The following is a 15,773-nucleotide window of genomic DNA, read 5'->3' as shown; positions in this document are numbered from 1 at the left end:
CGGCCGCCGCGCGGTGCACGACCCGCCCGCCGACGGCCAGGACCGCTCCGGCGGCGCCGAGCTTCACCGCCGCCATGCCGTACCGCGCGCTCAGCGCCGCCGCCGCCCGCTCCACGGCGCCGGGCCCGCCGCTCCGGTCCCGTTCGCCGTTCCCGGCGACGGCGTCGTCCCCGGCGGTCAGGGCGAGGGTGTCGTCCCCGGCGTTCCGGGCGACGGTGTCGTCCTTGGCGGCCAGGGCGAGGGCGCCGTCTCCGGTGGTGAGAGGGAGTGCGTCGTCCCCGGCGGCCAGGAGGAGGGCCTCGTCGCGGTTGGGGATTATCAGCGTCGCGGCGGCGGTCTCGCGCAGGAAGCGGTCAGGGCCGAAGGCGCGCAGCGGCCCGGTCGAGGCGGGGTCGACGCTGATCGGCACGCCCCGGCCGCGGGCCGCCCGCACGGCGCGGCGCACCAGGTCCAGCCCCGGCTCGGCGAACAGCGTGTACCCCGAGATGTGCAGCAGGCCGACGTCGTCCAGCAGGGCGTCGTCCCAGTCGGCCGGCCCGATGTGCCCGCCCGCGCCCCGGTTGGTGAGCATGGATCGTTCTCCGCTCGCGTCCACCATCGCGATCACGACCGCCGTGGGGTGCGCCGGGTCCACCGACGCGTGCGGCCGTACGCCGGCGGCGCGCAGCTCGGAGATGTGCCACTGCCCGGTGTCGTACCCGACGCGGGTGAGGATGCGCGCGTCCGCGCCCAGGTGGGCGGCCCAGGACGCGGTGTTGGCCCCCGAGCCGCCCGGGCGCACGGCGATGTCGGCCGGGGTGTCGGTGCCGGTGGCCACCGGTGTCCGGTGCAGGGCGACGACGTCGGTGACGGCGTCCCCGATGACGAGCAGGCCCGCCACTCAGCCCTCCGCCGCCGGGACGGGGACGGCGGGGGCGGCGGCGGAGGACCAGGCCGCGGCGATGCGGCCGGCGAGGCGGGTGTTGCCCCGGACGGCGGCCAGGTTCGCCTCCAGGGAGGCGCCGCCGGTGCCGCGGACCAGGAAGTCGAGCAGGAACGGGGTGATCGCCTGCCCGGTGACCCCTTCGCGGTCGGCCGCCGCGAGGGCCTCGGCCAGCACCCGGTCGTGCAGCGCCGGGTCGAGCTGCTCGTCGGCCGGCACCGGGTTGGCGACGATCAGCGCGGACGCGGGGCCGCCGAGCCCGTCCTGCGCCCGCATCACCGCCGCGGCCTGCTCGGGGCTCTCCAGCCGCCAGTCCACCGGCAGCCCCGAGGAGTGCAGGTAGAAGCCGGGGAAGGCGTCGGTGCGGTACCCCGCGACGCTCACCCCGCGGGTCTCCAGCCGCTGGAGGGTGGCGGGCACGTCGAGGATGGACTTCACGCCCGCGCAGACCACGGTGATCCGGGTCGAGGCGAGCATGTCCAGGTCGGCGGACTCGTCCTGGTCGGTCGTCCAGCCGCGGTGCACGCCTCCGAGGCCGCCGGTGGCGAACACGCGGATGCCGGCCCGGGCCGCGAGGAACGCCGTGGCCGAGACCGTCGTCGCGCCGCTGGCCCCGAGCGCGGCGGCCAGGGCGAGGTCGCGGAACCCGAGCTTGCGCAGGCCCGGCTCGGTGGCGACGCGTTCCAGCATGCCCGCGTCCAGGCCGACCCGGGCCACGCCGTCCAGGACGGCGATGGTCGCCGGCACGGCTCCGGCCTGCCTGACCAGCTCCTCCAGCTCCACCGCGACCTGGAGGTTGCGGGGCTGCGGGAGGCCGTGCGAGATGATCGTGGTCTCGAGCGCCACCACGGGGGCTCCCGTGGCGAGCGCCTCGGCGACCTCGCCGGAGGTCTGGATGATCGTCTCGCCGGGGCCGGTCGTACGCATTCTGGCTCTGGGTCCTCTCCGTCTGTACGCTCTGATGTCTCCCGGGGAAATGTTCCCCTGATGTGCTGTCTCACCGTACTGTCCCGGTTAGGAGCGTTTGTCATGCACCGGTCGCATTACGACGCCGTGATCGTGGGCGGAGGGCACAACGGCCTGGTCGCCGCCGCCTATCTGGCCAAGGCGGGCCGCCGCGTGCTGGTGCTGGAGCGGCAGCCCTACCTCGGCGGGCTCGCGGTGTCCGCGCGTGCCTTCCCCGGCGTGGACGCCCGCCTGTCCCGTTACTCCTACCTGGTCAGCCTGCTCCCCGGCCGGATCGTCGCCGACCTCGGCCTGCCCGTCACCCTGCTACGGCGCCGTTTCGCCTCCTACACCCCCGTCGGCGCGACCGGTCTGCTGGTGGACAACGCCGACGCCGCCCGCACCGCCGCCTCCTTCGCCCGCGTGACCGGCGGCGCCGCCGACCACGAGCAGTGGGAACGTTTCTACCGGATGACGGCCGAGGTGGCCCGCCGCGTCGCCCCGACCCTGCTGGAGCCGCTGCTCGACCGCGCCGCCATGCGCGAGGCCGTCGGGGACGCCGAGGCGTGGAGCGCGCTGTTCGAGCGGCCCATCGGCGAGACGGCGGCCGAGCGGTTCGCCGACGAGGTCGTGCGGGGCGTCGTGCTGACCGACGCGCTGATCGGCACCTTCGCCGACCCGGCGGCCGGCCTGCTCGCCAACCGCTGCTTTCTCTACCACGTCATCGGCGACGGGACCGGCGAGTGGAACGTGCCGGTCGGCGGCATGGGCGCGGTCAGCGGCGCGCTCGCCGACGCCGCCCGCCGCGGCGGCGCCGACCTCCGCACCGGCGCCGAGGTGCTGGCGCTCGACCCCCGCGCCGTAGGTCCGGGCGGCGAGCGACGCGCCGCGGTCACGTTCCGGGACGAAGGCGGCGCCGAGCACGCCGTGACCGGCGAGCACGTTCTCGTCAACGCCCCGCCCGCCGTCCTCGCCCGGCTGCTCGGCGCGGCGTCCGGCGAGGAGCCCGAGGGCGCCCAGCTCAAGGTCAACATGGTGCTGTCCCGGCTGCCGCGCCTGAAGGACGGCGCCGTCGACCCGGCGGAGGCGTTCGCCGGCACCTTCCACATCAACGAGGCCCGCGACCAGCTCGACCGGGCGTACGCCCAGGCGTCGGCCGGCCGGATCCCCGACCTGCCGCCCGCCGAGGTGTACTGCCACTCGCTGACCGATCCCTCGATCCTCGGCCCGTCGCTGCGCGCGTCCGGGGCGCAGACGATGACGCTGTTCGGGCTGCACATGCCCGCCCGGCTCTTCCGCGCCGATCCGGACGCCTCCCGGCGGGAGGCGCTGGCGGCCACCCTCCGCTCGGTGAACTCCGTCCTGGCCGAGCCGCTGGAGGACTGCCTGCTCCGCGGCCCCGACGGCGTCCCCTGCGTCGAGGCCAAGACCCCCGTGGACCTCGCCACCGAGGCCGGGCTCCCCGGCGGGCACATCTTCCACCGGGACCTGTCCTGGCCGTTCGCCGAGGACGCCGCCGACGCCGGCCGGTGGGGAGTGGAGACGGCGCACGAGCGGGTGCTGCTGTGCGGTGCGGGCGCCCGCCGGGGCGGCGGCGTCAGCGGTATCCCCGGCCGCAACGCCGCCATGGCGATCTTGACCGCGGGCGCCTGAGAACGGCCCGGAGCCGGATGCCGGCGGCCGGGGCGCCGGGAACGTTCCTGCGCCGCCCGGTCCCGGTACGAGCTCGCCCGGCGTCTTTCCGCGCCGGCCCGCATCGACGGCGCGATCGCGGGTAGGACGCCGCACTACCGCTCACCGAGGGGATGATCTCGCATGGACCAGCACAGTTTCGTCGCTCTCCTCAACGAGGACCTGGAGAGCGAGTTCCGCTCGATCGTGCAGTACACGCAGCACACCGCCACGGTGAAGGGGGCCGAGTACCAGAGCATCATCGAGGAGCTCAGGGCCCACCTGAGCCAGGAGCTGGAGCACGCCCTGACGCTCGCCACGCAGATCGCCTTCCTCGGCGGGGTGCCGTCGGTGACGATCCCGAAGATCCCGAACGTGCCGGACGGGGCCGAGGCCCTCCAGCTCGACCTGGACCTGGAGGTCACGCAGCTCGAGCGCTACCGCCAGCGGGTCGGCCAGGCCATGGAGCTCGGGCTGCACGACGTGGCCGAGGCGCTGCGCCCGCTCCTGCAGCAGACGCAGGACCACGTGATGGACCTGCAGGGGGCCCTCGGCCGATGACCTCCCCGGGGACGGCGCGACGGGGACACACCTGCCTTGCCGCGCCGTCCCGCGGCCCTTCTCACGCCGATGGGCGGGGAGAGGCGGAGTAGGATCTGGGCCGTGCGGGGTGCGGAGAGAACACGAGGCAGCCGGGCCGACCAGGCCGACCAGCGCAGGGCCGAGCTGCTGGAGGCCGCGCGCCGGGTGGTGCTCGAACGGGGCATCTCCAGCACCCGCGTCGCCGACATCGCCAAGGCGACCAACGTCAGCGGCGGCCTCATCCACTATCACTTCGCCACCAAGGACGACCTGATCACCGCGATGCTCCGCGCCACCATCGACGGCGAGGTGGCCCGGCTGCGCGAGCTGGTGGAGGGCGCGGGCACGGCCGTCGACCGGCTCGACCAGGTGCTGTCGTTCTACATCCCGCGCTCGCGCACCGACCAGAGCTGGCTGCTGTGGATCGACGCGTTCGCCACCGGCCTGCGCGAGACGGTCGTGCGCGACAACCTGCTCGAACTGGAGACCGCGTGGATCGGCGCGGTCGAGCGGGTGATCCAGGCGGGCGTCGACTCCGGCGAGTTCTCCTGTGAGGACCCGCGCGGCGCGGCCGAGCGACTCGACGGCATGCTCGACGGGCTGATCATCCGCTACACGCTCCACCCGTCGGTGCTCTCGCGGCCCCGGCTGCTCGAGCACGCCCGCATCGCCGCCGCCCGCGAGGTCGGCCTGCCCCGCTCGGCCTTCCCCGCCCCCTGATGGAGGCGTTCTCGGCCGCGGGGGCCGGACTCGAGCGGTTTCCTGAGGAGATCCACGCCCTGCCGGGGTTGCGCCGCGCCGACCTGGCCTGGAACCGCATCATCGCGGTCCCGCCGGAGATCGGCCGCCTGCGCGAGCTGGCGATCCTGCGGCTGGACGGCAACCGGCTCACCGGCCTGCCGGAGGAGATCGGGCGGCTCGGCGCGTTGCGCGAGCTCCACCTGGACGGCAACGCGCTGGACGCCTTCCCCGCGGCGCTGCTCGGCCTGACCGGGCTGTCCACGCTGTCGCTGTACGGCAACCGCATCGCCGCGCTGCCCGCGGGCCTGGACCGGATGGCCGGACTGCGGCACCTGTCGGCCGGCGGCAACCGGCTGGCCGAGACGCCCGAGGGGCTGTGGCGGCTGACCGGCCTGCGCTCGCTCAACCTGGCCGAGAACGCGCTCACCCACATCCCCGACGCCATCGGCCGCCTGCGCGGCCTGCGCATGCTCGACCTCGGGCACAACGCCATCGAGCACATCCCCGCCGCGATCGGCGACCTGGACGGCCTGACCGACTATCTCTACCTCAGCGACAACGGGTTCACCGCGGTGCCGGCGTCCCTCGGGCGGCTGCGGCGGCTGGCGTACCTCAACCTGACCGACAACCGGCTGACCGAGTTGCCCGCGAGCCTCGGCGACCTGGCCGCGCTGGTGGAGCTCAGGCTGTACGGCAACCGCCTCACCGCCCTGCCCGCGTCGTTCGGCCGGCTGTCCTCGCTGCGCGAGCTGCATCTGCGCGGCAACCGGCTGGCCGCGCTGCCCGAGCAGATCGGCCGCCTGGACGGGCTGCGCGTGCTGGACGTGCGGGACAACGTGCTGACCCGCCTGCCGGAGTCGGTGGGCGGGCTGACCGGCCTCACCCATCTGGACCTGCGCAACAACCGGCTCCGCGAGATCCCGGGCGCGCTCGCCGCACTGCCGCGCCTGGAGAAGCTCGACCTCCGCTGGAACAAACTGGACGACCCCGGCTCAGAGCCGCTTCACGCGCTGCGCGGCCGAGGGTGCGCCGTGCTGCTGTGAGGACGGCTCAGGCGGGCAGCGCGGCGAGGAGATAGGCCAGGCGGGCCGCGGCGCCGTCGATGTCGTCGGTGGTGCCGAGCCGGTAGCCCCACGAGGTGAGGAAGACGCCCTGCGGGCTGCAGGTGACGACCTCGGCCAGCGTGTCGCTGAAGCGGTTACGCACCCGGACGCGGGGCGGGGTGTCGCCGATGACCTGCACCGACAGGTCGATGTGCAGCCGGGTCGCGGAGGCGAACCGTTCGAGGCAGGACATGGTGTCCAGCATGCGCCCCACCTCCGCGTCAGCCCTGTGGAAGGTCAGGATTGCATGATCTTGCCGACCGGGGCAAGCAATTGTGGAGGTCAAGACGCCGATTGTTTCGCGAAGTCGACAAGAACGCGGACGATCACCTCCCTGGCCTCCTCGCGGAACACCGCCACCTCGCAGAGCTCCTCGAAGGCGCCGGCGTAGAAGGCCACACTGTCGGGATCGCGCAGCAGCAGGTCCTTGGTGCGCGTCGGGACGCCGACCATGGACTCGTTGTAGATCCAGAACCCGTTGAGCAGGGCGGAGGGAAGCTGCGCCTCGAAGGGGATCACGCCGAACTCGACGTTGGGCAGGGTGGTGACGGCGAGCAGCCGGTCGAGCTGGCCGCGCATCACCTCGTCGGGCGCGAGCCGGTAGCGCAGCGCGGCCTCGGGGAGCAGGAAGCGGAACCGCCGGGCCGGATCGTAGAGGATCTCCTGGCGGCGCATGCGCACCCGGATGGCGGCGTCGATGTCGTCGGCGCCGGTGTAGACCCGGTGGACCTTGGTGAAGATGTTGCGCGCGTACTCCGCGGTCTGCAGCAGGCCGATCACCACGCCCGGCTCGAACACCCGGAACAGCGTGACGCGCGCCTCGAGGTCGCGGACGTCCTCCTGCAGCCCGGCCAGCCCGCTCTTGTGCCGCTGGCGCCAGGAGTCCTGCCGGTCCAGCAGCGCGACCGCCCGGCCGACCAGGTCGGACAGCACGTCCGGCGCGGCCTCGACGGCCTGGCACCACTGCATGACGTCGTCCTCGGTGGCGCTCTGCCGGGCGTTCTCGATGCGGGAGACCTTGGAGGCCTGCCAGTGGAGCCGGGCCGCGAGGTCCTTGCCGGACAGCTGGGCGGCCTCGCGCAACTGGCGCAGCCGGGTGCCGAGGTCCATCCGCGCCTGCTGAAAGCCGCTCACGCTCACCTCCCGTCGGCGACAGAACTCGCACGAGGGTAGACCCGCCGCCGTGGCCATGCCATAGGGATCTCCCTATTCGTGATCAGCGACGCCCGCCGACGGGCCGGGGACGCCGAGCACCCGGCGCGCGATCTCGACGAGCAGCTCACGGGGCACCTCGACGGCCGACTCGCCGTCCAGCACGTGCCGCAGGTCGCCGCGGGCCTCGGGGTCGGTGAGCGTCACGCCCTGAACGACGAAGGTGCCGCGGTCGGTCTCGTAGAGCGAGGGACAGGCGCCCGCCTCCGAGGTGGAGCCGAGAAAACGCAGACGCATGACCGACCGTCCTTCCCCCCGCGAGGCCCCCATTTGGCCGCAATTGCGCGCAATTGTAGAGGAAAGAGGGCGTCGCTGTCCCCTATGTCCAGTAGATAACCCGCGCTCCCCGGCTGCCGGTCATGTACCTGGCTGGTCAGTCACCGGTGACGCCGTCCAGCATCTCCCGCAGGATGTCGATATGACCGTTATGCCGGGCGGTCTCCTCGACGAGGTGGTGCAGGATCCAGCGCAGCGTGACCCGCGTCCCGTCCCGGAGCGGCTCCTTGGCCACCGTGTCCAGGCTGAGCGGGGCCAGCAGCTCGCGGTAGCGCGCGCACTGCTCCTCGTACTCCGCGAGGAGCCGGCTCAGGGGGATCTCCAGAGCAATCCGCATCTCGCGGTCGGGATCCTCCTCCGTCCACGGCGCGTGCTCCTCCTCGCCCAGGAGCCGGACCTGGATCCAGGAGTACTCGACCCAGCGCAGATGGCTCACCAGCCCGCTGATCGTCGTCAGCGGCGAGGACGGCAGCAGGGCCCTGCGCGCGTTCTCCTCTGACAACCCCTCACACTTGGCGTGCACGGTGGCCCGCACGTAGTCGAGAAGGGTCTCCAGCGTGGCCCGCTCGTCCCAGGCGGACGGAATATCGGTGCGTGTATTCATGGACGGCAGCATTTCGGACGTGGTGCTTGCTGTCGAACGATTAAACGATATGACCTGCGCCTTCGCCGGCCCGGCGGCGTGGGTGCGCCTTGCGGACGGGATACAGCGGGATCCCTCAGGACCCCGTCGGGCCGGTCGGGCCTGATCGGGTCGGCTCCGGTCGGGTCGGGTCGGGTCGGGTCCGGTCGGGTCGGGTCGGTTCCGGTCCGGTCCGTCAGCTCGGGTCAGGTCTGCGAAGGGGCGGCGGGTTCGTCCCGGGGTATCCAGGACGCCGGCCGCTTCTCCATGAACGCCCGGATGCCCTCCTGGCCCTCTGGCGAGGTGAAGCGCTGCGCGGACAGCTCGGCCATCCGGCGCATCCCCTCCTCCACCGGCAGGGACGGCACGGTGCGCACGAGCTGCTTGGTGATCGCCAGGGCTTCGGGGCCGCCGCGCAGCAGCATGCCGGCGTAGTGCTCCACCGTCGCGTCGAGGTCCCCGGCCGGCACCGCGCGGGTGAGCAGGCCGATCTCGGCGGCGCGGGCGGCGCCGAACACCTCGCCGGTCAGGAAGTACTCGGCGGCGGCGCGCGGCTCCACCCGGCGCAGCACGGTGACCGAGATCATGGCGGGGACCACGCCGAGCCGCACCTCGCTGAAGGCGAACGTCGCGGAGTCGGGGGCGATCGCGAAGTCGCAGGCCGCCACCAGCCCGAGCCCGCCCGCGCGGGCGGTGCCGTTCAGCCGGCAGATCACCGGCTTGGGGCTGTCCCAGATCAGGCTCATGACGCCCGGGAAGGTCGCGGTCACCGGCGCGTCGTGCGGCCGGGCGTCCGGGGCGGGCGCCTGTTCCTTCAGGTCGGCGCCCGAGCAGAACACCGGCCCGGCCCCGGTGAGCACGATGACGCGCACGCCCTCGTCCGCGAGGGCCCGGTCCAGGGCCCGCTCCAGCTCGCCGAGCAGGCGGACCGAGAGCGCGTTGCGGTTGGCGGGGGAGTCGAGCGTGACCGTCGCGACGCCCCCGCGGGCCTGGTAGCCGACCAGCGCGGTCATCGGCCCTCCTCGATGACGGCGAGCACGGCCCCGGCCTCGACCTGGCGCCCCGGCGCCACGTTCAGCGCGGAGACGACGCCCGCCGCCGGGGCGGAAATGCGGTGCTCCATCTTCATCGCCTCCAGGATCAGGATCGGCTGCCCCTCGTCGACCTTCTCGCCGGGGGCGACCTCGACGCGCAGAACGGTACCCGGCATGGGGGCGAGCAGAGAGCCGGGGGCGACGCGCGTCACCGGTTCCGGCAGCCTCGGCAGCGCGACCAGCCGCACCGAGCCGAGCGGCGCGTCCACGTGCGCGACGTCGTCGTAGCGGGCGACGGCGAACCGGCTCACCACCCCGCCGACGGCCAGGACGACCTGCTCGGGGGCGGCCGAGACCAGCTCCACCTCCGGCAGGCCCTCGGCCGCCAGTCCGTCCCGGGTGAGCCGGTAGGCGACCTCCACCCGGCCCTCCGGCCCGTCGAAGGCCGCCCGCTGCGGCTGGGAGGGCACGTTGCGCCAGCCGCTCGGCAGCCCGCCCAGCGCCGGCGCCGCGGCCCGGTTGGCGGCGGCGGCCGCCAGCGCCGCGGCGAGCGCGAGAACAGGCAGGACGGCGCCGTCCGGGTCGCCGGCGGGGGAGGGCGCGGAGAGCAGGTCGTGCCGGTCGAGGAACCCGGTGTCGGTGTCGCCCGCGAGGAACGCCTCGTGCCGCAGAACGCGCACCAGCAGGTCGCGGTTGGTGGTCAGGCCGTGCAGGCGGGCCCCGGCCAGCGCGGTCGCCAGCCGCCGCGCCACGGCCGCCCGGTCGGGGCCGCAGGCGATCACCTTGGCCAGCATCGGGTCGTACCGGACGCCGACCACCGACCCGCTCTCCACCCCCGAGTCCAGCCGCAGGCCGCACGGCCCGGCCACCCGGCCCTCAGCGGGCCCGCGGCCGTCCACCGGCGGGGCGAGATCTGATTCGCCGCCGCCCACCGGCCGGGAGTCAGCAGGGTCGCGGCCGTCCACGATCCGGGCGTCAGCGGATTCGCGGCCGTCCACCGGCCGGGCGACGGGCGCGGTTCGCGCCTCGCGCGCCGCGGCCGGCACCGTGAAGCGGGCGTCCACGCCGGGGATCTCGAACAGATGGAGGATGCCGCTCTGCGGGCGCCAGTCGTGGGTGGGGTCCTCGGCGTACAGGCGCACCTCGATGGCGTGGCCGCTCGGCTCGGGCGGCGCGGCCGGCAGGCGCGCGCCCTCGGCGATCTGCAGTTGCAGGCGGACCAGGTCCACGCCGTACACGCACTCGGTCACCGGGTGCTCGACCTGCAGGCGGGTGTTCATCTCCAGGAAGGCGACCGTGCCGCCCGCGACGAGGAACTCCACCGTGCCCGCGCCGACGTACCCGATGGCCTCGGCGGCCCGGACGGCGGCGTCCAGCAGCACCGCGCGCACGCCGGGGGAGACCCCGGGCGACGGCGTCTCCTCCACGACCTTCTGGTGCCTGCGCTGGATGGAGCACTCGCGCTCGCCGAGCGTCCACACGGTGCCGTGCGCGTCGGCGAGGACCTGCACCTCGACGTGCCGGGCGTTCTCCAGCAGCGGCTCGGCGAACACGGTGCCGTCCCCGAACGCGGCCAGCGCCTCGCGCCCGGCCGCCGCGACCGCCTCCGGAAGCTCCGCCGGGTCGCGCACGACGCGCATCCCGCGCCCGCCGCCGCCCGCAGAGGCCTTCACCAGCACCGGGAACGAAAGGCCGCCGCCATCCGCCCCCTCCGTGCCGGAACCCGCCGGTTCCCCACCCGTGGGTACGGAACCGGCCGGCTGCTCACCCGCGACCGCGGGATCGGCCGGCTTCTCACCCGCGGCCGCGGGACCCGCCGGCCGTTCGCCCGCCGGCGCCGGATGGGCGAAGGTCAGCGACGGCAGGACCGGGACGCCGGCCTCGGCCATCAGGCGCTTGGCACCGATCTTGGAGCCCATCGCGGCGATGGCGTCCGGCCCGGGCCCGACCCAGGTCAGCCCGGCCGAGAGCACGGCGCGCGCGAACGCAACGTTCTCCGACAAAAACCCGTACCCGGGGTGGACGGCGTCCGCGCCCGCCCGCAGGGCCGCCTCGACGAGCGCCGCGGCGTCGAGGTAGGTCTCGGCCGGCCGCTCGCCGCGCAGCCGGACCGCGAGGTCGGCCTCGGCGACGTACGGCGAGGCGGCGTCGTCGCCGGCGAACACGGCCACCGTCTCGATGCCCAGCTCGCGGCAGGTGCGGAAGATCCTGCGGGCGATCTCGGCGCGGTTGGCCACCAGCAGTCGTCTGATCGGAAACCTTGGGCGTGGACCCCCGGATTCATCCGTGGGATCAGCCCATCCCTCTGGACTGTCGATCATTAGATAGCTCCAAGCTGCATACTGTCCAGGTGGCTGTGACCCTGCGGTCCGGCAGTGACGTTGTCCGCCGGTGCGCGTTCCGTGTCGTGTGGTGCCCGAAGTACCGAAAGCGCGTGCTCGGCGGCCGGATCGGCGTACGGTTGTAGGACCTCATCGGTGAGGCGGTGGAGCAGGGAGCGCGGCTGGTGGAAATGGAGGTCGTACCCGACCGCGTCCACCTCTCGCACGTCCGACTCTTGGTGGGGGTCGATCCGCGATACTGCGTTCACCGGCTTGTCAACGCCATCTGTGGTCGTTCTTCCCGTGTGCTGGGCGAGGAATTCCCGCGTCTGAGGTCGCCGGTTGCGACTCTGCAGAGGAACTCCTGCTCGGTGGCGACCGTGGGTGGTGCGCCCTTGGCTGTGGTGGAGCGCTACCTCGAGTGGCGGAAGAGCCGGTAGATGCTGACCGGTCGCCGTTACCTGCTGGCCTTCACCCCCGAGCAGGAAGCGTTCGCCGAGTTGATCGCTGATGCCTGCCGTGTGGTGTGGAACACCGGCCTGGAGCAGCGGCGCGCCTACCGGCGTCGTGGGGCGTTCATCGGCTACGTGGAGCAGGCCCGGCAGATGGCCGAGGCCAAGAAGGCCTTCGGCTGGCTGACCCAAGCCCCTTCGCACACACTCCAGCAGACGCTGCGCGATCTGGACAAGGCCTGTAGGACCCATGGAACGTGGAAGGTGAGGTGGCGGTCCAAGCGTAGAAGCGCGCCGAGTTTCCGCTTCCCCGATCCTCGGCAAATCGTGGTGGAGCGCCTCTCGCGCGGGTGGGGGCGGGTGAAGCTGCCTAAGCTGGGCTGGGCCCGCTTCAGATGGAGCCGCACGCTTGGCGGGCAGGTGCGCAACGCCACCGTGGTCAAGGACGGCGGACGCTGGTACATCAGCTTGTGCGTGGAAGACGGTTTGGCCGAAGCCGCCCCGAACGGCAGACCCGCCGTGGGCGTGGACCGTGGGGTGAAGGTCGCGGTCGCCACCTCCCACGGCAAGATGCGCGACCGGCGGTTCGTCACCCCCGGCGAGACCCTTCGGCTCAAGCGGCTTGCGCAGCGTCTCGCGCGGCAGAAGAAGGGTTCTCGTCGGCGCGCCGCCACGCGAGCGAAGATCGCCAGGCTGAACGCGCGTATCCGCCACCGGCGTACCGACTTTGTGCTCTGGACCGCCGACCGGCTCACCCGTGACCATGGACTGGTCGTGGTGGAGGACCTGAAGGTCAAGAGCATGACGGCCGCCGTGAAGGGCACCGTCGAGGCCCCCGCAACCAACGTCCGGGCCAAGGCCGGGTTGAACCGGGCCATCCTGGCCAAGGGCTGGGGTGGCTTGCTGACCGGCTTGCAACATAAGGCTCGGTACAACGGCTCCCGTATCGTGCGGGTGCCTGCCGCGTACACCTCCCAGCGTTGTTCGGCGTGCGGAGCGGTGGATGCGAAGTCCCGCGAAAGCCAAGCGATCTTCGCCTGCACCTCCTGCGCTTATATCGGCAACGCCGACGTGAACGCCGCCAGGAACATCCTCGCCGCCGGGCTGGCGGTGACAGGGCGTGGAGACCTCGCCGTCGGGCGGTCTGCGAAGCGCCGACCACCCGAGGTCCAGGCAGCGTGAACGCTCCTCAGCCACGGGAATCTCCCGGCTTCGGCCGCGGGGAGGAAGCCAACATGTGCTCACATCCGGAAGACGCCGAAACCGGCGGGCGCGGGATCGGGCGCGCCGGCGATGGCCGACAGGCACAGGCCGAGGACGGTGCGGGTGTCGCGCGGGTCGATCACCCCGTCGTCGTAGAGCCGGCCGGACAGGAAGAACGGCAGCGACTCCGCCTCGATCTGGGCCTCGACCATCTGCCGCATCGTCGCGTCGGCCTCCTCGTCGTACACCTGGCCGCGGGCCTCGGCCGCGGCCCGCCCGACGATCGACAGCACTCCGGCGAGCTGCGCCGGGCCCATGACCGCCGACTTGGCGCTCGGCCAGGAGAACAGGAAACGCGGGTCGTAGGCCCGCCCGCACATGCCGTAGTTGCCGGCGCCGTAGGAGGCGCCCATGACGACGGTGAGGTGCGGCACGGTCGAGTTGGACACCGCGTTGATCATCATGGCGCCGTGCTTGATGATGCCGCCCTGCTCGTACTCCTTGCCCACCATGTAGCCGGTGGTGTTCTGCAGGAACAGCAGCGGCGTGCGCGCCTGGTTCGCGAGCTGGATGAACTGGGCGGCCTTCTGGGCCTCCTCGCTGAACAGCACGCCGCGCGCGTTGGCCAGGATGCCGATGGGGTGCCCGTGCAGGGTTGCCCACCCGGTCACCAGGCTCGCCCCGTACAGCGGCTTGAACTCGTCGAACTCGCTGGCGTCGACGATCCGTCCGATCACCTCGCGCGGGTCGAAGGGGATCTTGAGGTCCTCGGGGACGACGCCGAGCAGCCCGTCCTCGTCGTGCAGCGGGGGCCGCACGCCGTGCGGCGCGGGGCGGACGGGCCGGCGCCGGTTGAGCCGGGCGACGATGCGGCGGCCGATGCGCAGCGCGTCGTGCTCGTCGGCCGCCAGGTGGTCGGCGAGGCCGGAGACGCGGGCGTGCATCTCGGCGCCGCCCAGCGACTCGTCGTCGGACTCCTCACCGGTCGCCATCTTCACCAGGGGCGGGCCGCCGAGGAAGACCTTGGCGCGTTCCTTGACCATGACCACGTGGTCGCTCATGCCCGGGACGTACGCGCCTCCGGCGGTCGAGTTGCCGAAGACCAGCGCGATCGTCGGGACGCCGGCCGCCGACAGGCGGGTGAGGTCGCGGAAGATCCGGCCGCCCGGGATGAAGATCTCCTTCTGGGTCGGCAGGTCGGCTCCGCCGGACTCGACCAGGTTGACCAGCGGCAGGCGGTTCTCCAGCGCGATGTCCATCGCGCGCAGGGTCTTGCGCAGGGTCCAGGGGTTGGAGGTGCCGCCCCGCACGGTCGGGTCGCTGGCGATGATCACGCACTCGACGCCCTCGACCACCCCTATGCCGGTGACCACGCTCGCGCCGACCGGGAAGTCGGTGCCCCAGGCCGCCAGGGGCGACAGCTCCAGGAACGGGGAGTCGGGGTCCACCAGCAGCTCGACGCGCTCACGGGCGAGCAGCTTGCCGCGGCGGTGGTGGCGTTCGACGTACTTCGGGCCGCCGCCCGCGACGGCCTTGTCCTGCTCGGCCGACAGCTCGCCGAGCCGGGCGAGCATGGCCGCGCGCCTGGCCAGGTAGTCGGCGCTCGCGGAGTCGAGCCGGCCGCCGATCACGCCCATCCGCCACCTCCTCCGCGTCGTCGCCGCCCAGGCAGGGGTCCCGGGCGGTCGCGCCCGGCGCCCGTACTCGGTGCCTGGGCTCAGAACGTAGTACACCGCCCCGACACCCGGGCCCGCCGGGGGGATCTTCGGCCCGCGCCGCCGGCCGGACCGCCGATGAGGCGCCGGGATGGCCGTGGAGGAGGCCGCGGGATGGGCGGACCAGGCCGCAGGGAAGGACTCGGGCGGGGACGCGGCGCGGCGTCAGCCGCAGTGGGACCAGCCGCTCTTCCAGGAGGCGGTGCCGTAGGAGCCGCCCCAGATGACGCAGACCTGCTTGGCGGCGACCCGGACCGGGCCCGCGTAGGCGGTGTAGGAGCCGCTGTCGGAGCCCGTCGCGCCGCCCTTGACCTGGAGCAGCACGCCCATCTTCACCTTCTGCGGCGTGACGTACTTTCCCATCGTGACCACGCAGTTCTTGCCCGCGGCGCCGCTGTAGAGCAGGTAGACGGTGGCCGATCCGAGCGAGTGGGAGTCCACGGCCTTGTAGCCGGAGCCGCACACCCCGGCCGCCGTGTACGGGTTCGGCTTGGGGGAGGGTTTCGGGGTCGCGGACGGCTTGGGGCTGGCGCTGGGGGAGGGCTTCCTGGTCGGCGACGGGGACGGCTTGGGGGTGGGCGTCGCCTTCGGAGTCGGCGTGCGCGACGGCGCCGCGGAGGGGCCGCGCGAGGGCGTGGCGGAGTGCCGGGGGCCGGTGGACGGCGGGGCGGGCAGGCCGGTGGCGCCCGCCCTGGCCGTGGGAGTGGCGCGCCGGGTGCGGGACGGTGAGGCGGGCGGCGGCTCGGAGGGCGACTCCACCCCGCCCACCGTCGCGTCCACGGTGGGCCCGGCGCCGGGCGACGCCGTGCTCGCCGGCGCGGCCTGGTTGCCGAAGGAGCCCGACTGCGCGAGCACGACGGTGCCCGCGGTCACGACCGCCGCGGCCAGCCCGGAGGCGATCGCGAGGGCGGCCGTGCGCCCGGCGCGCGGCTTGCCGCCGTGCCGGGTGGCGCCGGGACGCCGCGGATCACCCG

14 protein-coding genes and 2 pseudogenes are annotated in these 15,773 nt (G+C 73.5%); 6 read left to right on the top strand and 10 right to left on the bottom strand.

The annotated features are described in order from the left end of the window. The coding region (locus tag ABZU32_RS40175; protein ID WP_354931856.1) for a PfkB family carbohydrate kinase at positions 1-880 on the bottom strand (880 nt) is incomplete at its 3' end. Continuing rightward, a complete protein-coding gene (locus tag ABZU32_RS40170; protein ID WP_354931853.1) occupies positions 881-1,849 on the bottom strand; it encodes a pseudouridine-5'-phosphate glycosidase in 969 nt (322 codons plus the stop codon). It lies immediately after the preceding gene. A gap of 102 nt (positions 1,850-1,951) precedes the next feature. On the opposite strand from ABZU32_RS40170, the gene ABZU32_RS40165 reads away from it, so the two are divergent. The 4 genes from ABZU32_RS40165 to ABZU32_RS40150 all read left to right on the top strand — a co-directional run bounded on the left by ABZU32_RS40165 (position 1,952) and on the right by ABZU32_RS40150 (position 5,904). Then, positions 1,952-3,520 (top strand): NAD(P)/FAD-dependent oxidoreductase, encoded by a 1,569-nt coding sequence (locus tag ABZU32_RS40165; protein ID WP_354931850.1) that lies wholly within the window; start codon positions 1,952-1,954, stop codon positions 3,518-3,520. A 162-nt stretch (positions 3,521-3,682) separates the two neighbouring features. After that, the gene (locus tag ABZU32_RS40160) at positions 3,683-4,099 is read left to right on the top strand and encodes a ferritin-like domain-containing protein (protein ID WP_354839452.1); all 417 of its coding nucleotides are present in this window, start codon (positions 3,683-3,685) and stop codon (positions 4,097-4,099) included. A gap of 102 nt (positions 4,100-4,201) precedes the next feature. After that, positions 4,202-4,840, top strand: coding sequence for a TetR/AcrR family transcriptional regulator (locus ABZU32_RS40155; RefSeq protein WP_354839454.1), 639 nt, complete (start codon positions 4,202-4,204; stop codon positions 4,838-4,840). Further along, positions 4,840-5,904, top strand: a complete 1,065-nt coding sequence (locus tag ABZU32_RS40150) for a leucine-rich repeat domain-containing protein (RefSeq protein ID WP_354931847.1) — start codon at positions 4,840-4,842, stop codon at positions 5,902-5,904. Before ABZU32_RS40155 ends, ABZU32_RS40150 begins: the two co-directional genes overlap by 1 nt. A 7-nt stretch (positions 5,905-5,911) precedes the next feature. On the opposite strand, the gene ABZU32_RS40145 is transcribed toward ABZU32_RS40150, so the two are convergent. The 6 genes from ABZU32_RS40145 to ABZU32_RS40120 all read right to left on the bottom strand — a co-directional run bounded on the left by ABZU32_RS40145 (position 5,912) and on the right by ABZU32_RS40120 (position 11,360). Continuing rightward, a complete protein-coding gene (locus ABZU32_RS40145) occupies positions 5,912-6,169 on the bottom strand; it encodes a hypothetical protein (RefSeq protein ID WP_354931844.1) in 258 nt (85 codons plus the stop codon). A 77-nt stretch (positions 6,170-6,246) separates the two neighbouring features. Continuing rightward, positions 6,247-7,098 carry a helix-turn-helix transcriptional regulator gene (locus ABZU32_RS40140; RefSeq protein ID WP_354839463.1) on the bottom strand — a complete coding sequence of 284 codons (852 nt, stop codon included), beginning with the start codon at positions 7,096-7,098 and terminating at the stop codon, positions 6,247-6,249. A 72-nt stretch (positions 7,099-7,170) separates the two neighbouring features. Next, complete coding sequence (locus tag ABZU32_RS40135; RefSeq protein ID WP_354839466.1) at positions 7,171-7,413, bottom strand: hypothetical protein; 243 nt, start codon at positions 7,411-7,413, stop codon at positions 7,171-7,173. Positions 7,414-7,549: 136 nt separating this feature from the next. Further along, positions 7,550-8,056, bottom strand: coding sequence for a DinB family protein (locus ABZU32_RS40130; protein WP_354931841.1), 507 nt, complete (start codon positions 8,054-8,056; stop codon positions 7,550-7,552). A 224-nt stretch (positions 8,057-8,280) separates the two neighbouring features. Further along, a complete protein-coding gene (locus tag ABZU32_RS40125) occupies positions 8,281-9,087 on the bottom strand; it encodes an enoyl-CoA hydratase-related protein (protein WP_354931838.1) in 807 nt (268 codons plus the stop codon). Next, on the bottom strand, positions 9,084-11,360 hold the full coding sequence (locus ABZU32_RS40120) for a biotin carboxylase N-terminal domain-containing protein (RefSeq protein ID WP_354931859.1): 2,277 nt from the start codon (positions 11,358-11,360) through the stop codon (positions 9,084-9,086). The genes ABZU32_RS40125 and ABZU32_RS40120 overlap by 4 nt, the downstream gene beginning before the upstream one ends. Before the next feature lie 98 nt (positions 11,361-11,458). On the opposite strand from ABZU32_RS40120, the pseudogene tnpA reads away from it, so the two are divergent. Further along, a pseudogene (gene tnpA / locus ABZU32_RS40115) lies at positions 11,459-11,869 on the top strand (IS200/IS605 family transposase). Further along, positions 11,870-13,063 (top strand): transposase, encoded by a 1,194-nt coding sequence (locus ABZU32_RS40110; protein ID WP_354931835.1) that lies wholly within the window; start codon positions 11,870-11,872, stop codon positions 13,061-13,063. It abuts the pseudogene before it with no gap. 59 nt (positions 13,064-13,122) lie between these two features. On the opposite strand, the gene ABZU32_RS40105 is transcribed toward ABZU32_RS40110, so the two are convergent. Beyond that, positions 13,123-14,721 carry a carboxyl transferase domain-containing protein gene (locus ABZU32_RS40105; RefSeq protein ID WP_354931833.1) on the bottom strand — a complete coding sequence of 533 codons (1,599 nt, stop codon included), beginning with the start codon at positions 14,719-14,721 and terminating at the stop codon, positions 13,123-13,125. 243 nt (positions 14,722-14,964) lie between these two features. After that, positions 14,965-15,773, bottom strand: a pseudogene (locus ABZU32_RS40100) (hypothetical protein); the annotation flags it as partial.

Origin of the sequence: Sphaerisporangium sp. NPDC005288 (assembly GCF_040607475.1) — a bacterium.
GTDB lineage: Bacteria > Actinomycetota > Actinomycetes > Streptosporangiales > Streptosporangiaceae > Sphaerisporangium > Sphaerisporangium rhizosphaerae.
Note: the sequence above shows the minus strand (reverse complement) of the source record. Positions and strands in the feature narration are given on the sequence as shown.